We start from the raw sequence: 15,129 nt of genomic DNA, 5'->3' as shown, positions 1-15,129 counted from the left end.
GGTGATGGCATGCGTGGGATCTGGTTGTTGGCGGTGTTGTGGCTTGCGGGGTGTCAGCATGTTGCTGCGCCGCCACCGGTCAGCGGTGAGATACGCGATCTGCACAGCGGTCAGGTACTGACGGCGCAGGAACTGCTGACACGTCTGGCCGGTGCGCAACACGTGATCATTGGCGAGCAGCATGACAATGCCGATCATCACGCTGCGCAGTTGTGGCTGTTGCAGTCGCTGGGTGAGCAACGCCCTCAGGGCAGTCTGCTGCTGGAGATGCTCACGCCTGATCAACAGCCGAAAGTCGATCAGGTTCACCAAACTGCAGCGCCGCCCACCGATCTTCCCACGGCATTGGCCTGGCAGGATGGCTGGGACTGGAAGCTTTATGGACCGATCGTTCGGTTTGTCCTCACACAATCCTATCCGTTGTTGGCAGCCAATCTGGACGACAGCGAAATCCGCGCGTTCTATCGTCAGCCACCAGCCCTGAGCGGTGTTCGCAGCAATGCGGCAACGGTAAAAGCCACGCTGCTTGAGCAGATCAGCGACTCGCACTGTGGCTTGCTGCCCAAATCGCAGATGCCGGCGATGCTCGCGATTCAGCAACAGCGCGATCGACGCATGGCCGAACGTTTGCTGGCGGCACCAACCCCCGCCATGTTGTTGGCAGGCGCCTGGCATGCGCGCAAGGATGCTGGCGTGTCGCTGCATGTGCTTGATCTTGGCGCAGCCCAGGCGCCCACGGTGCTGATGCTGGCCGAGCAGGGCGCTGAGGTCAGCGCGGTGATGGCCGATTACGTCTGGTACACCCCGGCCACGCCTGCGCAGGATTACTGCGCACAGATGCGCAAACAGTTCGGTCAATGACTTTTCCACAGGCAAAAAAAGACCCGGTAAAACCGGGTCAAATAACCGTGATTAGCCTGATGAGGAGATAATCTGAGAGTCCGAACCAAGGGCTTTTCAGAATATCGACTGATCTCGCGATCAGTTGTGATAATCATAGCGATTCTCATTAACGAGTCAAGCACTGTTTTTCCATTCGCGTGATTTAGTCGTGGAAATGTCCGGAATGCCCCGGAAACACGGGACTTAAAGCGCAGCCTTGATCGCACTCAGTTGGGTGATTTGCTGGTTGAGCTGGCCAATGCGCCGGGCCATGCTCTCGATAAGGCTCTGGGCAATCTTCGGATTGTTGCGGGTCATGCTCAGAAACTGATCGCCGGGAATCAACATCACTGTACTTGGCTCACGGGCAATGACCGTGGCGTTTCGCGGCTCGCCTGTGAACACTGCCATGGCGCCGAAAATCTCGTCCTTGGGCACGTCGCCAACCTTGTGCCCATCAACAAACGCTTCGGCATGCCCATCGATGATCACAAAGACGTGATCGGCGGCATCGCCTTGCTGGATCAACACGTCACCGCTCTCGACCCGTTTAAAACCATTGGTGCTGCGAAACTCCCGTGGCTTCAGTTCGGCCACCGCGTGTGCCAGCAGCGCCATCTGCCCCAGCAGATACTCCAGCCATTGCTCAGCCCGTTCCGGCTCGGCGTACAAATGTCGGAACAGATCGGTTCGCCGATAGGGCAACAAGCGCAATAATCCGTCGCTGCGCAGTCGGCAATCGGCCCAGGCGTCACCTTGCTGCAGGCCGATCAGATCGCCTTCCTGCCAGTAAAACAGCGCGCGGCCGCCGATGTAGCCGTGGATCACGCCTTCTGTCAGCAGAAACAGCTGATCGCGTGGGAGCTGCGCCATCAGGTCATCAGAGATTTCCGGCTCAAAGGCAGGCCCGCACGGTGCAAGCCCTTCCAACCAGCGCGCGGGCAAGCTCTGCAAACGATTGATCAGCGTATCGACTGGTGCCGATTGTTCCCCGAGCAGATACATGGCCGTCAGCGCCTGTTCAGTTCTTGTGACGCGAGGAGATGGCTTCGAGCTGCTTGTTCAAGGCGTCTTTACGTTCGGCCGGGATATCGTTCCAGTGCACATCCATCAGCGCCCCTTCGATCGCGTACAACAACACCTTCGATGCGCGAAACCCGCGGGTACGCACGGCCCGATAGGCGTCCACCGCCCCCAGGCGACGCAAGTCCGAGGCGCTGTGGATGCCCACGGCATGCAGCCATTGCGCCGACGTCTTGCCAAGATTCTTCAGGTGTTGCAGTTCATCATTCATCAAGCCTCCTTGCGACGGCCGAATGGTGCGTGGGCGATCTTCTCAGGAGTGTAGCCATCAGTAGGAAAAGCGTGGTTGTTTGGTCGGATTAGACGCAAACGCTACTAAGAAAGGGCTGCGAACCCAGAAAGGAGGGAAGAAACGCGGAAACATGTGGGAGCGAAGTTGCTCGCGAAGGCGTCTTGTCAGCCACAAGATGTATCGACTGACACCACGCCTTCGCGAGCAAGCCCGCTCCCACGCGGGAAAGGCGTCGGGTCAGAGAAAGGTAAAAATATCAGCGGGTGCGATAGCGCAGGCGGGTACCAAAATTCATCGACATCAGGATCTCGTCGGCGCTCAGTTCCGGTGGGAAGTACGCACCGGAAATCTGCGCATGGGCCAGGCTCGCGCCTTCCAGGGCGGAATTACGGAAATCGATGCCGCGCAAATCGGCGGAGCGGAAGTAGGCGTCGCGGAAATCAACGCCGTCGGCGTTCAGTTCACGCAGATCGAGACCACGGAAGTCGCCACCGACCATGTCGATCGGGCCGTCGTTCGGGCGTTCCTTGTTGAAGCCTGCGATGTCGTCTTTGTGCAGCAGGGCATAAAGCGGGGTGTCGAGAAGTTTCGGCTGGCTCATGTCACATCACCTGTTGGTTTTATGACGCCAGTATAGTGCCACTATTTGACGACCGTGAAGCCAGCGAGGGCTCCACGGTCGAAATAGTTTCTTACAGGCCTGGCAGACGCTGGCGGATCTGCGCCACGACGGTGTCGAGGGTCCCGCTTTCATTGGTCTGTACGCGTTTGCTGCGCAGAATTTCTTCTGGCGTCAGTGCTTCGCGGCTGGCCTGTTGGGCCTCGATGACCGCCAGCGTGGCGTCGGAAGGATCCTTCTTGTCGGCCTGGCGAATCGCCAGCCAGCTTTCGATCACGGCTTGCGGAGCGTTGCAGTCGAGAATCAGGAACGGCGTGCCGGTCGCCTCGGCGACTTTCGCCGCGCTGTCACGTTGCTCGCGCTTGAGGTAGGTCGCATCGATGACGACCGGGAAACCGGCGTGCAGAATGACTCCGGCAATCTCATGCAAGCGGGCGTAGGTGGCAGCGCTGGCGTCGGCGCTGTAAATCCCGGCCTGCACGTCGTTGGCCACGGTTTGCTCGCCGAACAGGCGCTTGCGCTCGACATCGGAACGCAGGCGGATCGCGCCCAGTGCTTCAACCAGGCGCATCGCCACGTGGCTCTTGCCGACGGCCGATACGCCGTGGGTGATCGCCATGAAGCGCGAAGGGATGGTGCTGTAGCTTTCCGCCAGATTGGCGTAGTTGCGGTACTGGCGCAGGGTAGTGGCGCGCTGCACCGGAGTGGCGTCTGCCGGCATGCTGAACAGCGCGACTTTGGCGCGGACCAGCGCGCGATAGGCTTTGTAGAAGTTCAGCACTTCCAGGCCTTGATAGTCGCCGGTCAATTCCAGGTATTGGCTGATGAAGCGGCGGGCCAAGGATTTCAGACCACGGTCTTCGAGGTCCATCGCCAGGAAACCGGTGTCGGCCCAGACGTCGGTGAAGCGGAACGGTTCGTTGAACTCGATGCAGTCGAAGATCACCACTTTGCCATTGATCACAGTGGCGTTGCCCAAGTGAATGTCGCCGTGGCATTCGCGAGTGAAACCCTCGGCCTTGCGCTGGCTGAACAATGCCTTGAGACGGTCGAAGCTGCTCTCGGCCCAGGCTTGCAGGGCCTCGAGTTGCAGCAGATCGTTTTTGTCGCTGAGGAATGGCAGGATCTGTTCGAAGTTCTGGCGCACCGGGGCCATTACGCTTTCTGGCGTACCAGCGTCGTGTTCGGCCGGGACTTTTGGCGCGCTGAGGTGGAATCTGGCGATCTGCTCGGCCATTTCGTCGATGTGCTGAGTGGTCAGTTCACCGTTGGCTTGCAGGGTGCTGAGCAGGCCGGTCTGCGGGAATTGACGCATCTTCAACACATATTCGATCACCGGGCCGTCGCCGCCCAGTTGCGGCGCTTGGACGCTGCCGGTCACCGGCAACACGTCCAGATACAAATCTTCGGTCAGGCGCTGATTCAAACGCAGTTCTTCAGCGCAGAAGTGCTTGCGCGCTTCGAGGCTGGTGAAGTCGAGAAAGCCGAAATTCACCGGCTTCTTCACTTTATAAGCAAACGACCCGGTGAGGATCACCCACGAGATATGGGTTTCGATGACCTGGAACCCGTCGACGGGGTGCGGGTAGAGGGCCGGGTTTTGCAGGGCAGCGATCAGTGACTGGCTCACGGGCGATCCTTCAGAGACTGGGAAATTCGAGGTCGCCATTATGGCCGCTCGCCAGCCTGACGCAAACCTCGGAGCGCTCCTGTTGAGGATGAATAAAGTGCGTATAATCCGCCGCCATGACTCGAACTCGATCCCCCCGTACCAAGAAAAAACCACCTGCCAAGGGCCTGCGGCCGTGGCTGGGGTGGGCCATTAAACTCAGTCTGGTCGGCCTTGTGGTGCTGGCCGGCTTTGCCGTTTACCTCGATGCCGTGGTGCAGGAGAAATTCTCCGGCAAGCGCTGGACCATCCCGGCCAAGGTGTACGCGCGTCCGCTCGAGCTGTTCGTTGGACAAAAACTGAGCAAGGACGATTTCCTCACCGAACTCGACGCCTTGGGCTATCGCCGCGAAGCCGTGAGCAATGGCCCCGGCGCTGCTGCCGTCAGTGGCAATACCGTCGATCTGAATACCCGCGGCTTCCAGTTCTATGAAGGCCTGGAGAAACCTCAGCCAGTACGCGTGCGCTTCTCCGGCGACTATGTGGCCGAACTCTCGGGGCTCAATGGCGGAAAATTGTCCGTGGTGCGGCTCGAACCACTGATGATCGGCGGCATTTACCCGAAAAACCTTGAAGACCGCATTCTGATCAAGCTCGATCAGGTGCCACCGTATTTGCTCGATACTTTGGTCGCCGTTGAAGACCGCGACTACTACAGCCACTGGGGCGTGTCGCCGAAATCGATTGCCCGGGCGATCTGGGTCAACACCTCTGGCGGCAAGATGACCCAGGGCGGCAGTACGCTGACCCAGCAGTTGGTGAAGAACTTCTACCTCACCAACGAGCGCAGCCTGAGCCGCAAGCTCACCGAAGCGATGATGGCGATGTTGCTGGAGCTGCACTACGACAAGAAGGAAATTCTTGAGGCCTACCTCAACGAAGTCTTCGTCGGGCAGGACGGTCAGCGTGCCGTGCATGGTTTCGGTCTGGCCAGCCAGTTCTTCTTCGGTCAGCCTTTGTCCGAGCTGAAGCTGCATCAGGTTGCGCTGCTGGTCGGCATGGTCAAGGGGCCGTCCTACTACAACCCGCGCCGCAACCCGGAGCGCGCGCTGGAGCGCCGTAATCTGGTACTTGATGTGCTTGAGCAGCAAGGCGTGGCGACCGCCGAGCAGGTCGAAGCGGCGAAGAAAATGCCCTTGGGCGTGACCACCCGCGGCAAGCTCGCCGACAGCTCGTTCCCGGGCTTTATCGATCTGGTCAAACGCCAGTTGCGTGAAGACTATCGTGACGAGGACTTGACCGAAGAAGGCCTGCGGATCTTCACCAGTTTCGACCCGATTCTGCAGATGAAAGCCGAAGCTTCAGTGAATGACACCTTTAAACGTCTGGCCGGACGCAAGGGCTCCGATGATGTGGAAGCGGCGATGGTCGTGACCAACCCGGAGACCGGCGAAGTGCAGGCGATGATCGGTAGTCGTCAGGCCAGTTATGCCGGTTTCAACCGGGCGCTGGACGCCGTGCGGCCAATCGGTTCGCTGGTAAAACCGGCTGTCTATCTGACTGCGCTGGAGAAGCCGAGCCATTACACGCTGACCAGTTGGCTGTCGGATGATCCGCTGTCGATCAAAGGCGCGGACGGTCAGGTGTGGAAACCGCAGAACTATGACCGTCGCTCCCACGGCACGGTGTTTCTCTATCAAGGGCTGGCGCATTCCTACAACCTGTCGACCTCGCGTCTGGGTCTGGAAGTCGGTGTGCCGAATGTGCTCAAGACCCTTGCGCGTCTGGGGGTAACCCGGGAATTCCCGGCGTTCCCGTCGATGTTGCTCGGGGCTGGCGGCATGACCCCGATCGAAGTGGCGACCATGTACCAGACCCTCGCCAACGGTGGTTTCAATACGCCGATGCGCGGGATTCGCAGTGTGCTGACTGCTGAGGGTGAACCGCTCAAGCGTTATCCGTTCCAGATCGAGCAGCGTTTCGATCCGGCGTCCATTTACCTGATCCAGAACGCCATGCAGCGGGTGATGCGTGAAGGTACCGGCAGCTCGGTTTACAACGTGCTGCCCAAGACCCTGACGCTGGCCGGCAAGACCGGTACCAGTAACGACTCGCGCGACAGTTGGTTCGCCGGTTTCAGTCAGGATCTGCTGGCGGTGGTCTGGCTCGGTCGTGACGACAACGGCAAGACCCCGTTCACCGGGGCGACCGGTGCGCTGCAGGTCTGGACCAGTTTCATGCGCAAGGCCGATCCGCTGCCGCTGGACATGCCGCAGCCGGACAACATCGTTCAGGCTTGGGTCGATTCGCGTACCGGACAAGGCTCGGATGCCAACTGTCCTGGAGCCGTGCAGATGCCGTATATTCGCGGCAGCGAACCGCCACCCGGTGCCGCGTGTGCAAGCGAAACGCCTGCTTCGCCGGAGTCGGTGATGGATTGGGTCAAGGGCTGGATGAATTAAGCAAAGAGGGTTTCAAGTGAACAAGTGGTTGATTCCAGCGGTGACCGCCGTGGCTTTGCTCAGCGGCTGCTCTACCGTACAGCGTGGTTCGATCCCGGTGGTGGATTCCGGCACAGCCGTGTCCAATAGCGAACGTCTGTCGGCCAATGGCGGTTTCCGCAAGACGACAGTCAAACGTCCAGTGCAGGGTCAGGCGCAATCCCAGGCGATTCCGCAAGGCGATACCGGCGTGGTGGTGATGGTGCCGGGTGGCGGTGCTGCGACATCGGCGCCGATCAGCTCCTCGCCGATCGTTCCTGGTCCGGCGTCCGGTGGGATTACGGCGGGTCCGTACAATCCTTCGCCGGTCGAGTCGGCACCGATCAACACTGGCAGCTACAGCATGCCGTCGACACCAAGCGGCATTCCTTCGGCCAGCAGCGGCGGCGGTCTGTCGGCAGACGAGCAACTGGATGGCCCGGTACTCGCCTTGCTGACTACCGCCCAGCAGCAACAGGCCGGTGGCGACCTCAACGGTGCATCCTCCAGCCTGGAACGTGCCCAGCGCGTCGCCCCGCGTGAACCGCAGGTGCTTTATCGTCTGGCGCAGGTGCGCATGGCCCAAGGTGATGCGCCGCAGGCGGAACAGTTCGCCCGTCGCGCGCTGACCATGGCCAACGGCCGTCCGGATCTGCAAGCCAACCTGTGGGAAATCATCGCGCAGTCCCGTGAGAAGCAGGGCGACTCCGCCGGCGCTGTACTGGCTCGTCAAAAGGCCAAGGTTTCGCTCTGATGGACACTCGTTTCCCGAAAATCGCCGACCAGTTGCTGCTGATCGAGCGTGAGCTGCGCGCGCAAGGTTGGTGGGATGAAGTGCAGCCATCGGCCGAAGCCCTTAGTAGTGTCGAGCCGTTTTCGGTCGATACGCTGGATTTTGAACAATGGCTGCAATGGATCTTCCTGCCACGAATGAAGATGATCCTCGAGCAGGACCTGGCGTTGCCCAACGCGTCGGGCATTCAGGAAATGGCGGAGATGGTCTTTGCCCAGCGCAATCTGCAGGGCAAGGATCGCCAGTTGCAGGTGCTGCTCAAAGAATTCGATCTGCTGATCACCGCCTCCCGCTAAGCCTCTGTAGGAGCTGCCGCAGGCTGCGATCTTTTGATTTTGCTTTCAAAGATCAAAAGATCGCAGCCTGCGGCAGCTCCTACAGGTGCTTATTCGCAGTTCTGCGCAATCTGCTTCTGCGCTTCGACAATGCGCTCCTGGCGCTGGCTTTCGTCCAGCCGCCGCAACTGCCCCTCCACTTCCTCCCTCAATCGCGGATTGTTCTGCAATTGCGCCAGGTTTGTCCGTGCCTGCTCGCAAAAGGCCTTGAGCTGAGTCTGTTGCTCCGCCACTTGTTTCTTCACCTTGTCATCAATGGCTTTCTGATCGCCCAGCGCGCCGCTGCCAGGCATTGCTGCAGGTTTCGGCGGGGGCGAGGAAGGCGTTTGCACGGTGCTGGCCGGTTGCCCTTGCGGCGGTTGCGCATCGAAGTGCGTGACGCCTTGTGCGTCGATCCATTTGTAGATCTGAGCGGCCGAGCACCAGGGGCTGAGGCCGATCAGCAGAGTTAACAGAAGCGTTCGCATGCTGATTCCTTGGCAAAATTGCGCAATTGACGCTAACAGAGTAGCTGTTTTCAGGTTTTTTCTTGCGTTCTCATGTGCTTACCCACAATTAAGCACATTGACGGCTTGACTTGGAGAGGGCGAAACAGAAGAATCCAAAGTCCGCTGTAGAGGGACTGCCAGAAGCAGACCCACTCGGCAGATCATGAGGCGCATATCCGCGTCGACCTGTTACACCCGCAACGCGTTACCTCGCGCTGGGTGGGAAAGGCCCGCAACACTTGGGACGATCCCAATACTTGCTCAGTCAGTGCTGACGTAGTCGGCGACCACCGTCGCTCATGCTCTGCCGAGAAGTAAACCTATTAAGACCCGCCCCTTTTTGTGGACGGTATTCTGGCGTTTTAGAGGTGAACAACGTGGAGCTTTTATCTGGCGGTGAGATGCTCGTCCGCTTCTTGCGTGACGAAGGCGTCAAATATATCTACGGGTACCCGGGTGGTGCTCTCCTGCATGTTTACGATGCCCTGTTCAAAGAACCGGAAGTGACCCACATTCTGGTTCGTCACGAACAAGCGGCGACCCATATGGCTGACGGCTACGCCCGTGCCACCGGTAAAGCCGGCGTGGTATTGGTGACTTCCGGTCCAGGCGCCACAAACGCCATCACCGGTATTGCCACCGCCTATATGGATTCGATTCCAATGGTGATCATTTCCGGTCAGGTGCCAAGCACCATGGTCGGCACCGACGCGTTCCAGGAAACCGACATGATCGGTATCTCCCGGCCGATTGTGAAGCACAGCTTCATGATCAAGCACGCCTCGGAAATCCCGGAAGTCATGAAGAAGGCGTTCTACCTGGCGCAATCCGGTCGTCCGGGCCCGGTCGTGGTCGATATCCCGAAAGACATGACCAACCCGGCCGAGAAGTTCGAATACGTTTTCCCGAAAAAAGCCAAGTTGCGTTCCTACAGCCCGGCCGTTCGCGGTCACTCCGGGCAAATCCGCAAGGCGGCAGAAATGCTCCTGGCGGCCAAGCGTCCTGTGCTCTATTCCGGTGGCGGCGTGATTCTGGGCAACGGTTCCGCACCGCTGACCGAACTGGCGAAAATGCTCAACCTGCCAGTGACCAACACCTTGATGGGCCTGGGCGGTTTCCCGGGTACCGATCGTCAGTTCATCGGCATGCTCGGCATGCACGGCAGCTACACCGCCAACCTGGCGATGCACCATGCCGACGTGATCCTGGCTGTTGGCGCACGTTTCGATGACCGTGTGATCAACGGCGCGGCGAAGTTCTGCCCGAACGCCAAGATCATCCACATCGATATCGACCCGGCTTCGATCTCCAAGACCATCAAGGCCGACGTGCCAATCGTTGGTCCGGTGGAGAGTGTCCTGACCGAAATGGTCGCGATCCTCAAGGAAATCGGCGAGACCCCGAACAAGGAGTCCGTGGCCAGTTGGTGGAAGCAAGTCGATGAGTGGCGCGGTGATCGCGGCCTGTTCCCTTATGAAAAGGGCGACGGCAGCCTGATCAAGCCGCAGACCGTGATCGAGACCCTGTGCGAAGTGACCAAGGGCGATGCCTTCATCACGTCCGACGTGGGCCAGCACCAGATGTTCGCGGCGCAGTACTACAAGTTCAACAAGCCTAACCGCTGGATCAACTCCGGTGGCCTGGGCACCATGGGCTTCGGTTTCCCGGCGGCCATGGGCATCAAGTTGAGCTTCCCGGATGACGACGTTGCCTGCGTCACCGGCGAAGGCAGCATCCAGATGAACATCCAGGAACTGTCGACCTGCCTGCAATATGGCTTGCCGGTGAAAATCGTCATCCTGAACAACGGTGTTCTGGGGATGGTTCGTCAGTGGCAGGACATGAGCTATGGCAGCCGTCACTCGCACTCTTATATGGAGTCGCTGCCTGACTTCGTCAAACTGGCTGAAGCCTACGGTCACGTCGGCGTGCGCATCACCGATTCGAAGGATTTGAAGTCGAAGATGGAAGAGGCGTTCGCCATGAAAGATCGTCTGGTGGTGATCGATATTTCGGTCGATACCAGCGAGCACGTCTATCCGATGCAGATCAAAGACGGCTCCATGCGCGATATGTGGCTGAGCAAGACGGAGCGTACTTAATCATGCGGCACATTATTTCCCTGCTTCTGGAAAACGAACCCGGCGCTTTGTCTCGCGTAGTCGGCCTGTTCTCGCAGCGCAACTACAACATTGAAAGCCTGACGGTGGCGCCAACCGAAGACCCGACGCTGTCGCGTCTGACGCTGACCACTGTTGGCCACGATGAAATCATCGAGCAGATCACCAAAAACCTGAACAAGCTGATCGAAGTGGTCAAGCTGGTGGACCTGTCGGAAAGCGCTCACATCGAGCGCGAGCTGATGCTGGTCAAGGTCAAGGCCACTGGCGCCCAGCGCGCCGAGATCAAACGCACCACCGATATTTACCGTGGACAGATCGTCGACGTCAGTGCCAGCGTGTATACCGTTCAATTGACCGGTACCAGCGACAAGCTCGACAGCTTCATTCAGTCCATTGGCACCGCATCAATTCTGGAAACCGTCCGTAGCGGCGTGACCGGCATTGCCCGCGGCGACAAAGTACTCAGCATCTAAACCAAATTAGCGAATGGCCTGAACGGCCTGGATATATAGGGGAAATTCATGAAAGTTTTCTACGATAAAGACTGCGACCTGTCGATCATCCAGGGCAAGAAAGTTGCCATCATCGGTTACGGTTCCCAAGGCCACGCCCAAGCGTGCAACCTGAAAGACTCCGGTGTCGACGTTACCGTCGGTCTGCGTAAAGGTTCGGCCACTGTTGCCAAAGCCGAAGCCCATGGCCTGAAAGTGACCGACGTGGCTGCTGCTGTTGCCGGCGCCGACCTGGTCATGATCCTGACCCCGGACGAATTCCAGTCTCAGCTGTACAAGAACGAAATCGAGCCGAACATCAAGAAAGGCGCCACCCTGGCCTTCTCCCATGGCTTCGCGATCCACTACAACCAGGTTGTTCCACGTGCCGACCTCGACGTGATCATGATCGCGCCGAAAGCGCCGGGCCACACCGTACGTTCCGAGTTCGTGAAGGGCGGCGGTATCCCTGACCTGATCGCGATCTACCAGGACGCTTCGGGCAACGCCAAAAACGTTGCACTGTCCTACGCAGCTGGCGTGGGTGGCGGTCGTACCGGCATCATCGAAACCACCTTCAAGGACGAGACCGAAACCGACCTGTTCGGCGAACAAGCCGTACTGTGCGGCGGTACCGTTGAGTTGGTGAAAGCCGGTTTCGAAACGCTGGTTGAAGCTGGCTACGCGCCGGAAATGGCCTACTTCGAGTGCCTGCACGAACTGAAGCTGATCGTTGACCTCATGTACGAAGGCGGTATCGCCAACATGAACTACTCGATCTCCAACAACGCTGAATACGGCGAGTACGTGACCGGCCCGGAAGTGATCAACGCCGAATCCCGTCAGGCCATGCGCAACGCCCTGAAACGTATTCAGGACGGCGAATACGCCAAAATGTTCATCAGCGAAGGCGCAACCGGCTACCCTTCGATGACCGCCAAGCGTCGTAACAACGCCGCTCACGGTATCGAAATCATCGGCGAGCAACTGCGCTCCATGATGCCGTGGATCGGTGCCAACAAGATCGTCGACAAAGCCAAAAACTAAGTCGTCATCCTTGTACGAAAAAACGCGGCCTCGGCCGCGTTTTTTCGTTTGAAACCGATGGTTCTGGTATAAAGCTGCATCGTTTGTGGCCGAACCGTCGTCACAGGCACCTGTCGAAACTTTCCAAACCGTTGCAAGGTAATGTCCATGAGCGAACGTCCCGAAGAGCCGAACCAGGCTTCTGACGCCGAAAGCCTGCTGCCCATCGATGAACATGTCGAGGAAGGGCACGACGCAGAAGGTCGTAAAGTCCGGCATCGTGGTATCTATCTGCTGCCGAACCTGTTCACCACTGCGAACCTGTTTGCAGGGTTTTACTCCATCATCAACTCAATGAGTGCCCAGGCTGCCTTGAGCGCCGGGGATTCAGCGAATGCGAGCAAGTATTTTGCCTTTGCCGCGATCGCGATTTTCGTGGCCATGGTGCTCGATGGTCTTGATGGCCGCGTAGCGCGGATGACCAATACGCAAAGTGCCTTCGGTGCCGAGTATGACTCGCTGTCCGACATGGTCGCTTTCGGTGTGGCACCGGCGCTGCTGGCGTTCGGCTGGGCGCTGGGCGACATGGGCAAGGTCGGCTGGATGGTGGCCTTCATCTATGTAGCCGGTGCAGCGCTGCGTCTTGCGCGTTTCAATACTCAGGTCGGTACGGCCGACAAGCGCTACTTCATCGGTCTGGCCAGTCCGGCAGCGGCCGGCGTGGTGGCGGGGATTGTCTGGGCGTTCAGCGATTACGGTATTCAGGGTTCGAAGATGTCGTTCCTGGTCGCTTTGATGGTGGCGGCTGCCGGCATGCTGATGGTCAGCAACATCAAGTACAACAGCTTCAAGGAGCTGGATCTGAAGGGGCGCGTGCCGTTCGTGGCGATCCTCGCCGTGGTGCTGGTGTTCGCTGTGGTGTTCAGCGATCCACCGCGTATTTTGCTGCTGGTGTTTCTCGCCTACGCGGCCTCCGGGCCGGTGCAATACCTGTTGCACCTTCGTCGGCACAAAAACGCCGAGTGATGTAATTTCCCGCATACTCCGCAGTCTATGGGTGCATCTGTCCTCCAAAGCTGCGGAGTTGTCATGCTGATCAAAATCCCCAAAGCGTCCGACTGCCATGAGTCGGATGTCACGCCTGAGTCCATTTATCTCTCCCGTCGCCAACTGCTCGGAGCTACCGCGGCCGGTATCGCCGTGAGCAGCCTGCCGCGTTGGGCCAGTGCCGAGGACGCGGCGCGCTATGCTGATGTCGAGCCAGGCAAGACGCCTGCCTGGTTTGCCGAGAAGCTCTCTTCTACCAAGTGGGGAGCAGTCAACGTCAAGGATGAGGCGATCACGCCTTATAAAGACGCGACCCATTACAACAACTTCTATGAGTTCGGCACCGACAAGGGCGATCCCGCAGCCAATGCCGGCTCGCTGAAAACCGAGCCGTGGAGTGTGGTCGTCGATGGGGAGGTGGGTAAGCCTGGGCGTTACGCACTCGAAGACTTCATGAAACCGTACCAGTTGGAGGAGCGTATCTATCGTCTTCGCTGTGTTGAAGCGTGGTCGATGGTCATCCCCTGGATTGGTTTTCCGATTTCCGCACTGCTCAAGCAGGTCGAGCCGACCTCTAACGCCAAGTACATTCGCTTTGAAACCTTGCAGGATCCCAAGAGCATGCCTGGGCAGCGCTCGGGTTTCGCGTTGATCGACTGGCCGTATGTAGAGGGCTTGCGTCTGGATGAGGCGATGAATCCCTTGGCGATTCTGGCGGTTGGCATGTATGGCCGCGAATTGCCCAATCAGAATGGCGCGCCGCTGCGTCTGGTGGTGCCGTGGAAGTATGGCTTCAAGAGTGTGAAGTCCATTGTGCGGATCAGTCTCGTCAGCGAGCAGCCCAAGACTACCTGGCAGAGCATCGCGGCAGATGAATACGGTTTTTATGCCAACGTGAATCCGACGGTCGATCATCCGCGCTGGACTCAGGCAAGAGAACGGCGTCTGCCGAACAGTTTGTTCAAGCCGAATGTACGTGATACCCAGATGTTCAACGGCTACTCGGATGAAGTCGCTTCTTTATATACAGGGCTCGATCTGCGGAAGAACTACTGATGCGATATCCGTTTTGGCGTGTAGGCGTTTTCATTGCGGCGGCAATCTGGCCACTGCTTTGGTTTTATCAGGCGTTCGCCGATTTGCTCGGTCCGGATCCCGGCAAGGTGCTGGTTGATCGACTGGGGCTGGGGACGCTGGTATTGCTGCTGATCACATTGAGCATGACGCCGTTGCAGAAATTGACGGGGTGGGCGGGCTGGATTGCTGTGCGCCGTCAGTTGGGGCTCTGGTGTGTTGCTTATGTGGTGCTGCATCTGTTCAGCTATATGGCGTTTATCCTTGGTTTCGACTGGTCACAGTTGGGCGTGGAGTTGCGTAAGCGGCCCTACATCATTGTGGGTACGCTGGGTTTTCTTGGATTGTTGGCACTGGCAGTAACCTCCAATCGTTATAGTCAGCGTCGTTTGGGTGTGCGCTGGAAGAAACTGCATCGGGTGGTGTACGTGATTCTGGGGCTGGGATTGCTGCACATGTTATGGATTGTGCGGGCTGATCTTAAGGAGTGGGTGATCTATGCCTTTGTGGGGGCAGCGCTTTTGCTGCTGCGGGTGCCTGCCGTTGCGCGTCGAATTCCGCGCTTGCTGACTAAAAAGCAGGTTTTGCAATAAAACTGAAATTAACGGTTGACGGCAGATTCTGGAGGTCTATAATTCGCCCCACTTCCGGCGCAGTCGAAACGGAAAACTCCTTGAGATTCAATGAGTTGCGCGGTTTTCGACAGCGGCTTGCTTCAGTTCATCGAAGCCTGGAAGGAGTTGAAAGAGCGGTGATGTGTGGCTCTTTTGACGGTTCGATCTTCTCGGTCGAAAGCGGTGAGAAAGAGGTGTTGACAGCAGCGTGTAACGCTGTAGAATTCGCCTCC

15 protein-coding genes are annotated in these 15,129 nt (G+C 58.5%); 10 read left to right on the top strand and 5 right to left on the bottom strand.

What is annotated here, in order from left to right:
- Positions 1-9: 9 nt before the first annotated feature.
- On the top strand, positions 10-861 hold the full coding sequence (locus B1722_RS12995; protein ID WP_041065436.1) for a ChaN family lipoprotein: 852 nt from the start codon (positions 10-12) through the stop codon (positions 859-861).
- A gap of 225 nt (positions 862-1,086) precedes the next feature.
- On the opposite strand, the gene B1722_RS12990 is transcribed toward B1722_RS12995, so the two are convergent.
- The 4 genes from B1722_RS12990 to B1722_RS12975 form a co-directional block, all read right to left on the bottom strand.
- A complete protein-coding gene (locus tag B1722_RS12990; protein WP_041065439.1) occupies positions 1,087-1,887 on the bottom strand; it encodes a Crp/Fnr family transcriptional regulator in 801 nt (266 codons plus the stop codon).
- Positions 1,888-1,903: 16 nt separating this feature from the next.
- The gene (locus B1722_RS12985; RefSeq protein ID WP_003228231.1) at positions 1,904-2,176 is read right to left on the bottom strand and encodes a TfoX/Sxy family protein; all 273 of its coding nucleotides are present in this window, start codon (positions 2,174-2,176) and stop codon (positions 1,904-1,906) included.
- Positions 2,177-2,453: 277 nt separating this feature from the next.
- Complete coding sequence (locus B1722_RS12980) at positions 2,454-2,798, bottom strand: pentapeptide repeat-containing protein (RefSeq protein ID WP_041065444.1); 345 nt, start codon at positions 2,796-2,798, stop codon at positions 2,454-2,456.
- A gap of 91 nt (positions 2,799-2,889) precedes the next feature.
- Complete coding sequence (locus B1722_RS12975) at positions 2,890-4,446, bottom strand: bifunctional aminoglycoside phosphotransferase/ATP-binding protein (RefSeq protein ID WP_041065447.1); 1,557 nt, start codon at positions 4,444-4,446, stop codon at positions 2,890-2,892.
- Between the two features lie 116 nt (positions 4,447-4,562).
- Between B1722_RS12975 and mrcB the strand changes: the two genes are divergently transcribed.
- The 3 genes from mrcB to B1722_RS12960 are packed head-to-tail and all read left to right on the top strand — an operon-like array spanning position 4,563 to position 7,994.
- Positions 4,563-6,887 carry a penicillin-binding protein 1B gene (gene mrcB, locus B1722_RS12970; protein ID WP_041065450.1) on the top strand — a complete coding sequence of 775 codons (2,325 nt, stop codon included), beginning with the start codon at positions 4,563-4,565 and terminating at the stop codon, positions 6,885-6,887.
- 16 nt (positions 6,888-6,903) lie between these two features.
- Positions 6,904-7,659 (top strand): tetratricopeptide repeat protein, encoded by a 756-nt coding sequence (locus B1722_RS12965; RefSeq protein WP_086792833.1) that lies wholly within the window; start codon positions 6,904-6,906, stop codon positions 7,657-7,659.
- Entirely contained in the window at positions 7,659-7,994 is a 336-nt protein-coding gene (locus B1722_RS12960) for a YqcC family protein (RefSeq protein WP_041065457.1), read from the top strand. The genes B1722_RS12965 and B1722_RS12960 overlap by 1 nt, the downstream gene beginning before the upstream one ends.
- 89 nt (positions 7,995-8,083) lie before the next feature.
- Here the strand turns inward: B1722_RS12960 and B1722_RS12955 are convergent, their stop codons facing one another.
- The gene (locus B1722_RS12955; protein WP_041065460.1) at positions 8,084-8,500 is read right to left on the bottom strand and encodes a DUF4124 domain-containing protein; all 417 of its coding nucleotides are present in this window, start codon (positions 8,498-8,500) and stop codon (positions 8,084-8,086) included.
- Between the two features lie 398 nt (positions 8,501-8,898).
- Between B1722_RS12955 and B1722_RS12950 the strand changes: the two genes are divergently transcribed.
- The 6 genes from B1722_RS12950 to msrQ all read left to right on the top strand — a co-directional run bounded on the left by B1722_RS12950 (position 8,899) and on the right by msrQ (position 14,875).
- Positions 8,899-10,623, top strand: coding sequence for an acetolactate synthase 3 large subunit (locus B1722_RS12950; protein WP_041065497.1), 1,725 nt, complete (start codon positions 8,899-8,901; stop codon positions 10,621-10,623).
- A 2-nt stretch (positions 10,624-10,625) separates the two neighbouring features.
- Positions 10,626-11,117, top strand: coding sequence for an acetolactate synthase small subunit (ilvN, locus tag B1722_RS12945; RefSeq protein ID WP_003205610.1), 492 nt, complete (start codon positions 10,626-10,628; stop codon positions 11,115-11,117).
- Positions 11,118-11,165: 48 nt separating this feature from the next.
- Positions 11,166-12,182 carry a ketol-acid reductoisomerase gene (ilvC, locus tag B1722_RS12940; RefSeq protein ID WP_007959661.1) on the top strand — a complete coding sequence of 339 codons (1,017 nt, stop codon included), beginning with the start codon at positions 11,166-11,168 and terminating at the stop codon, positions 12,180-12,182.
- Positions 12,183-12,329: 147 nt separating this feature from the next.
- Positions 12,330-13,187: a CDP-diacylglycerol--serine O-phosphatidyltransferase gene (gene pssA, locus B1722_RS12935; protein ID WP_003228213.1), complete on the top strand. Its 858-nt coding sequence runs from the start codon at positions 12,330-12,332 to the stop codon at positions 13,185-13,187.
- A gap of 63 nt (positions 13,188-13,250) precedes the next feature.
- On the top strand, positions 13,251-14,264 hold the full coding sequence (gene msrP / locus B1722_RS12930) for a protein-methionine-sulfoxide reductase catalytic subunit MsrP (protein ID WP_041065469.1): 1,014 nt from the start codon (positions 13,251-13,253) through the stop codon (positions 14,262-14,264).
- Positions 14,264-14,875, top strand: coding sequence for a protein-methionine-sulfoxide reductase heme-binding subunit MsrQ (gene msrQ, locus B1722_RS12925; RefSeq protein WP_041065472.1), 612 nt, complete (start codon positions 14,264-14,266; stop codon positions 14,873-14,875). The genes msrP and msrQ overlap by 1 nt, the downstream gene beginning before the upstream one ends.
- Positions 14,876-15,129 lie beyond the last annotated feature (254 nt).

The organism is Pseudomonas sp. SCPG-7, from assembly GCF_002156405.1.
GTDB classification, from domain to species: domain Bacteria; phylum Pseudomonadota; class Gammaproteobacteria; order Pseudomonadales; family Pseudomonadaceae; genus Aquipseudomonas; species Aquipseudomonas parakoreensis.
This window is presented reverse-complemented; position numbering and strand designations above follow the sequence as displayed.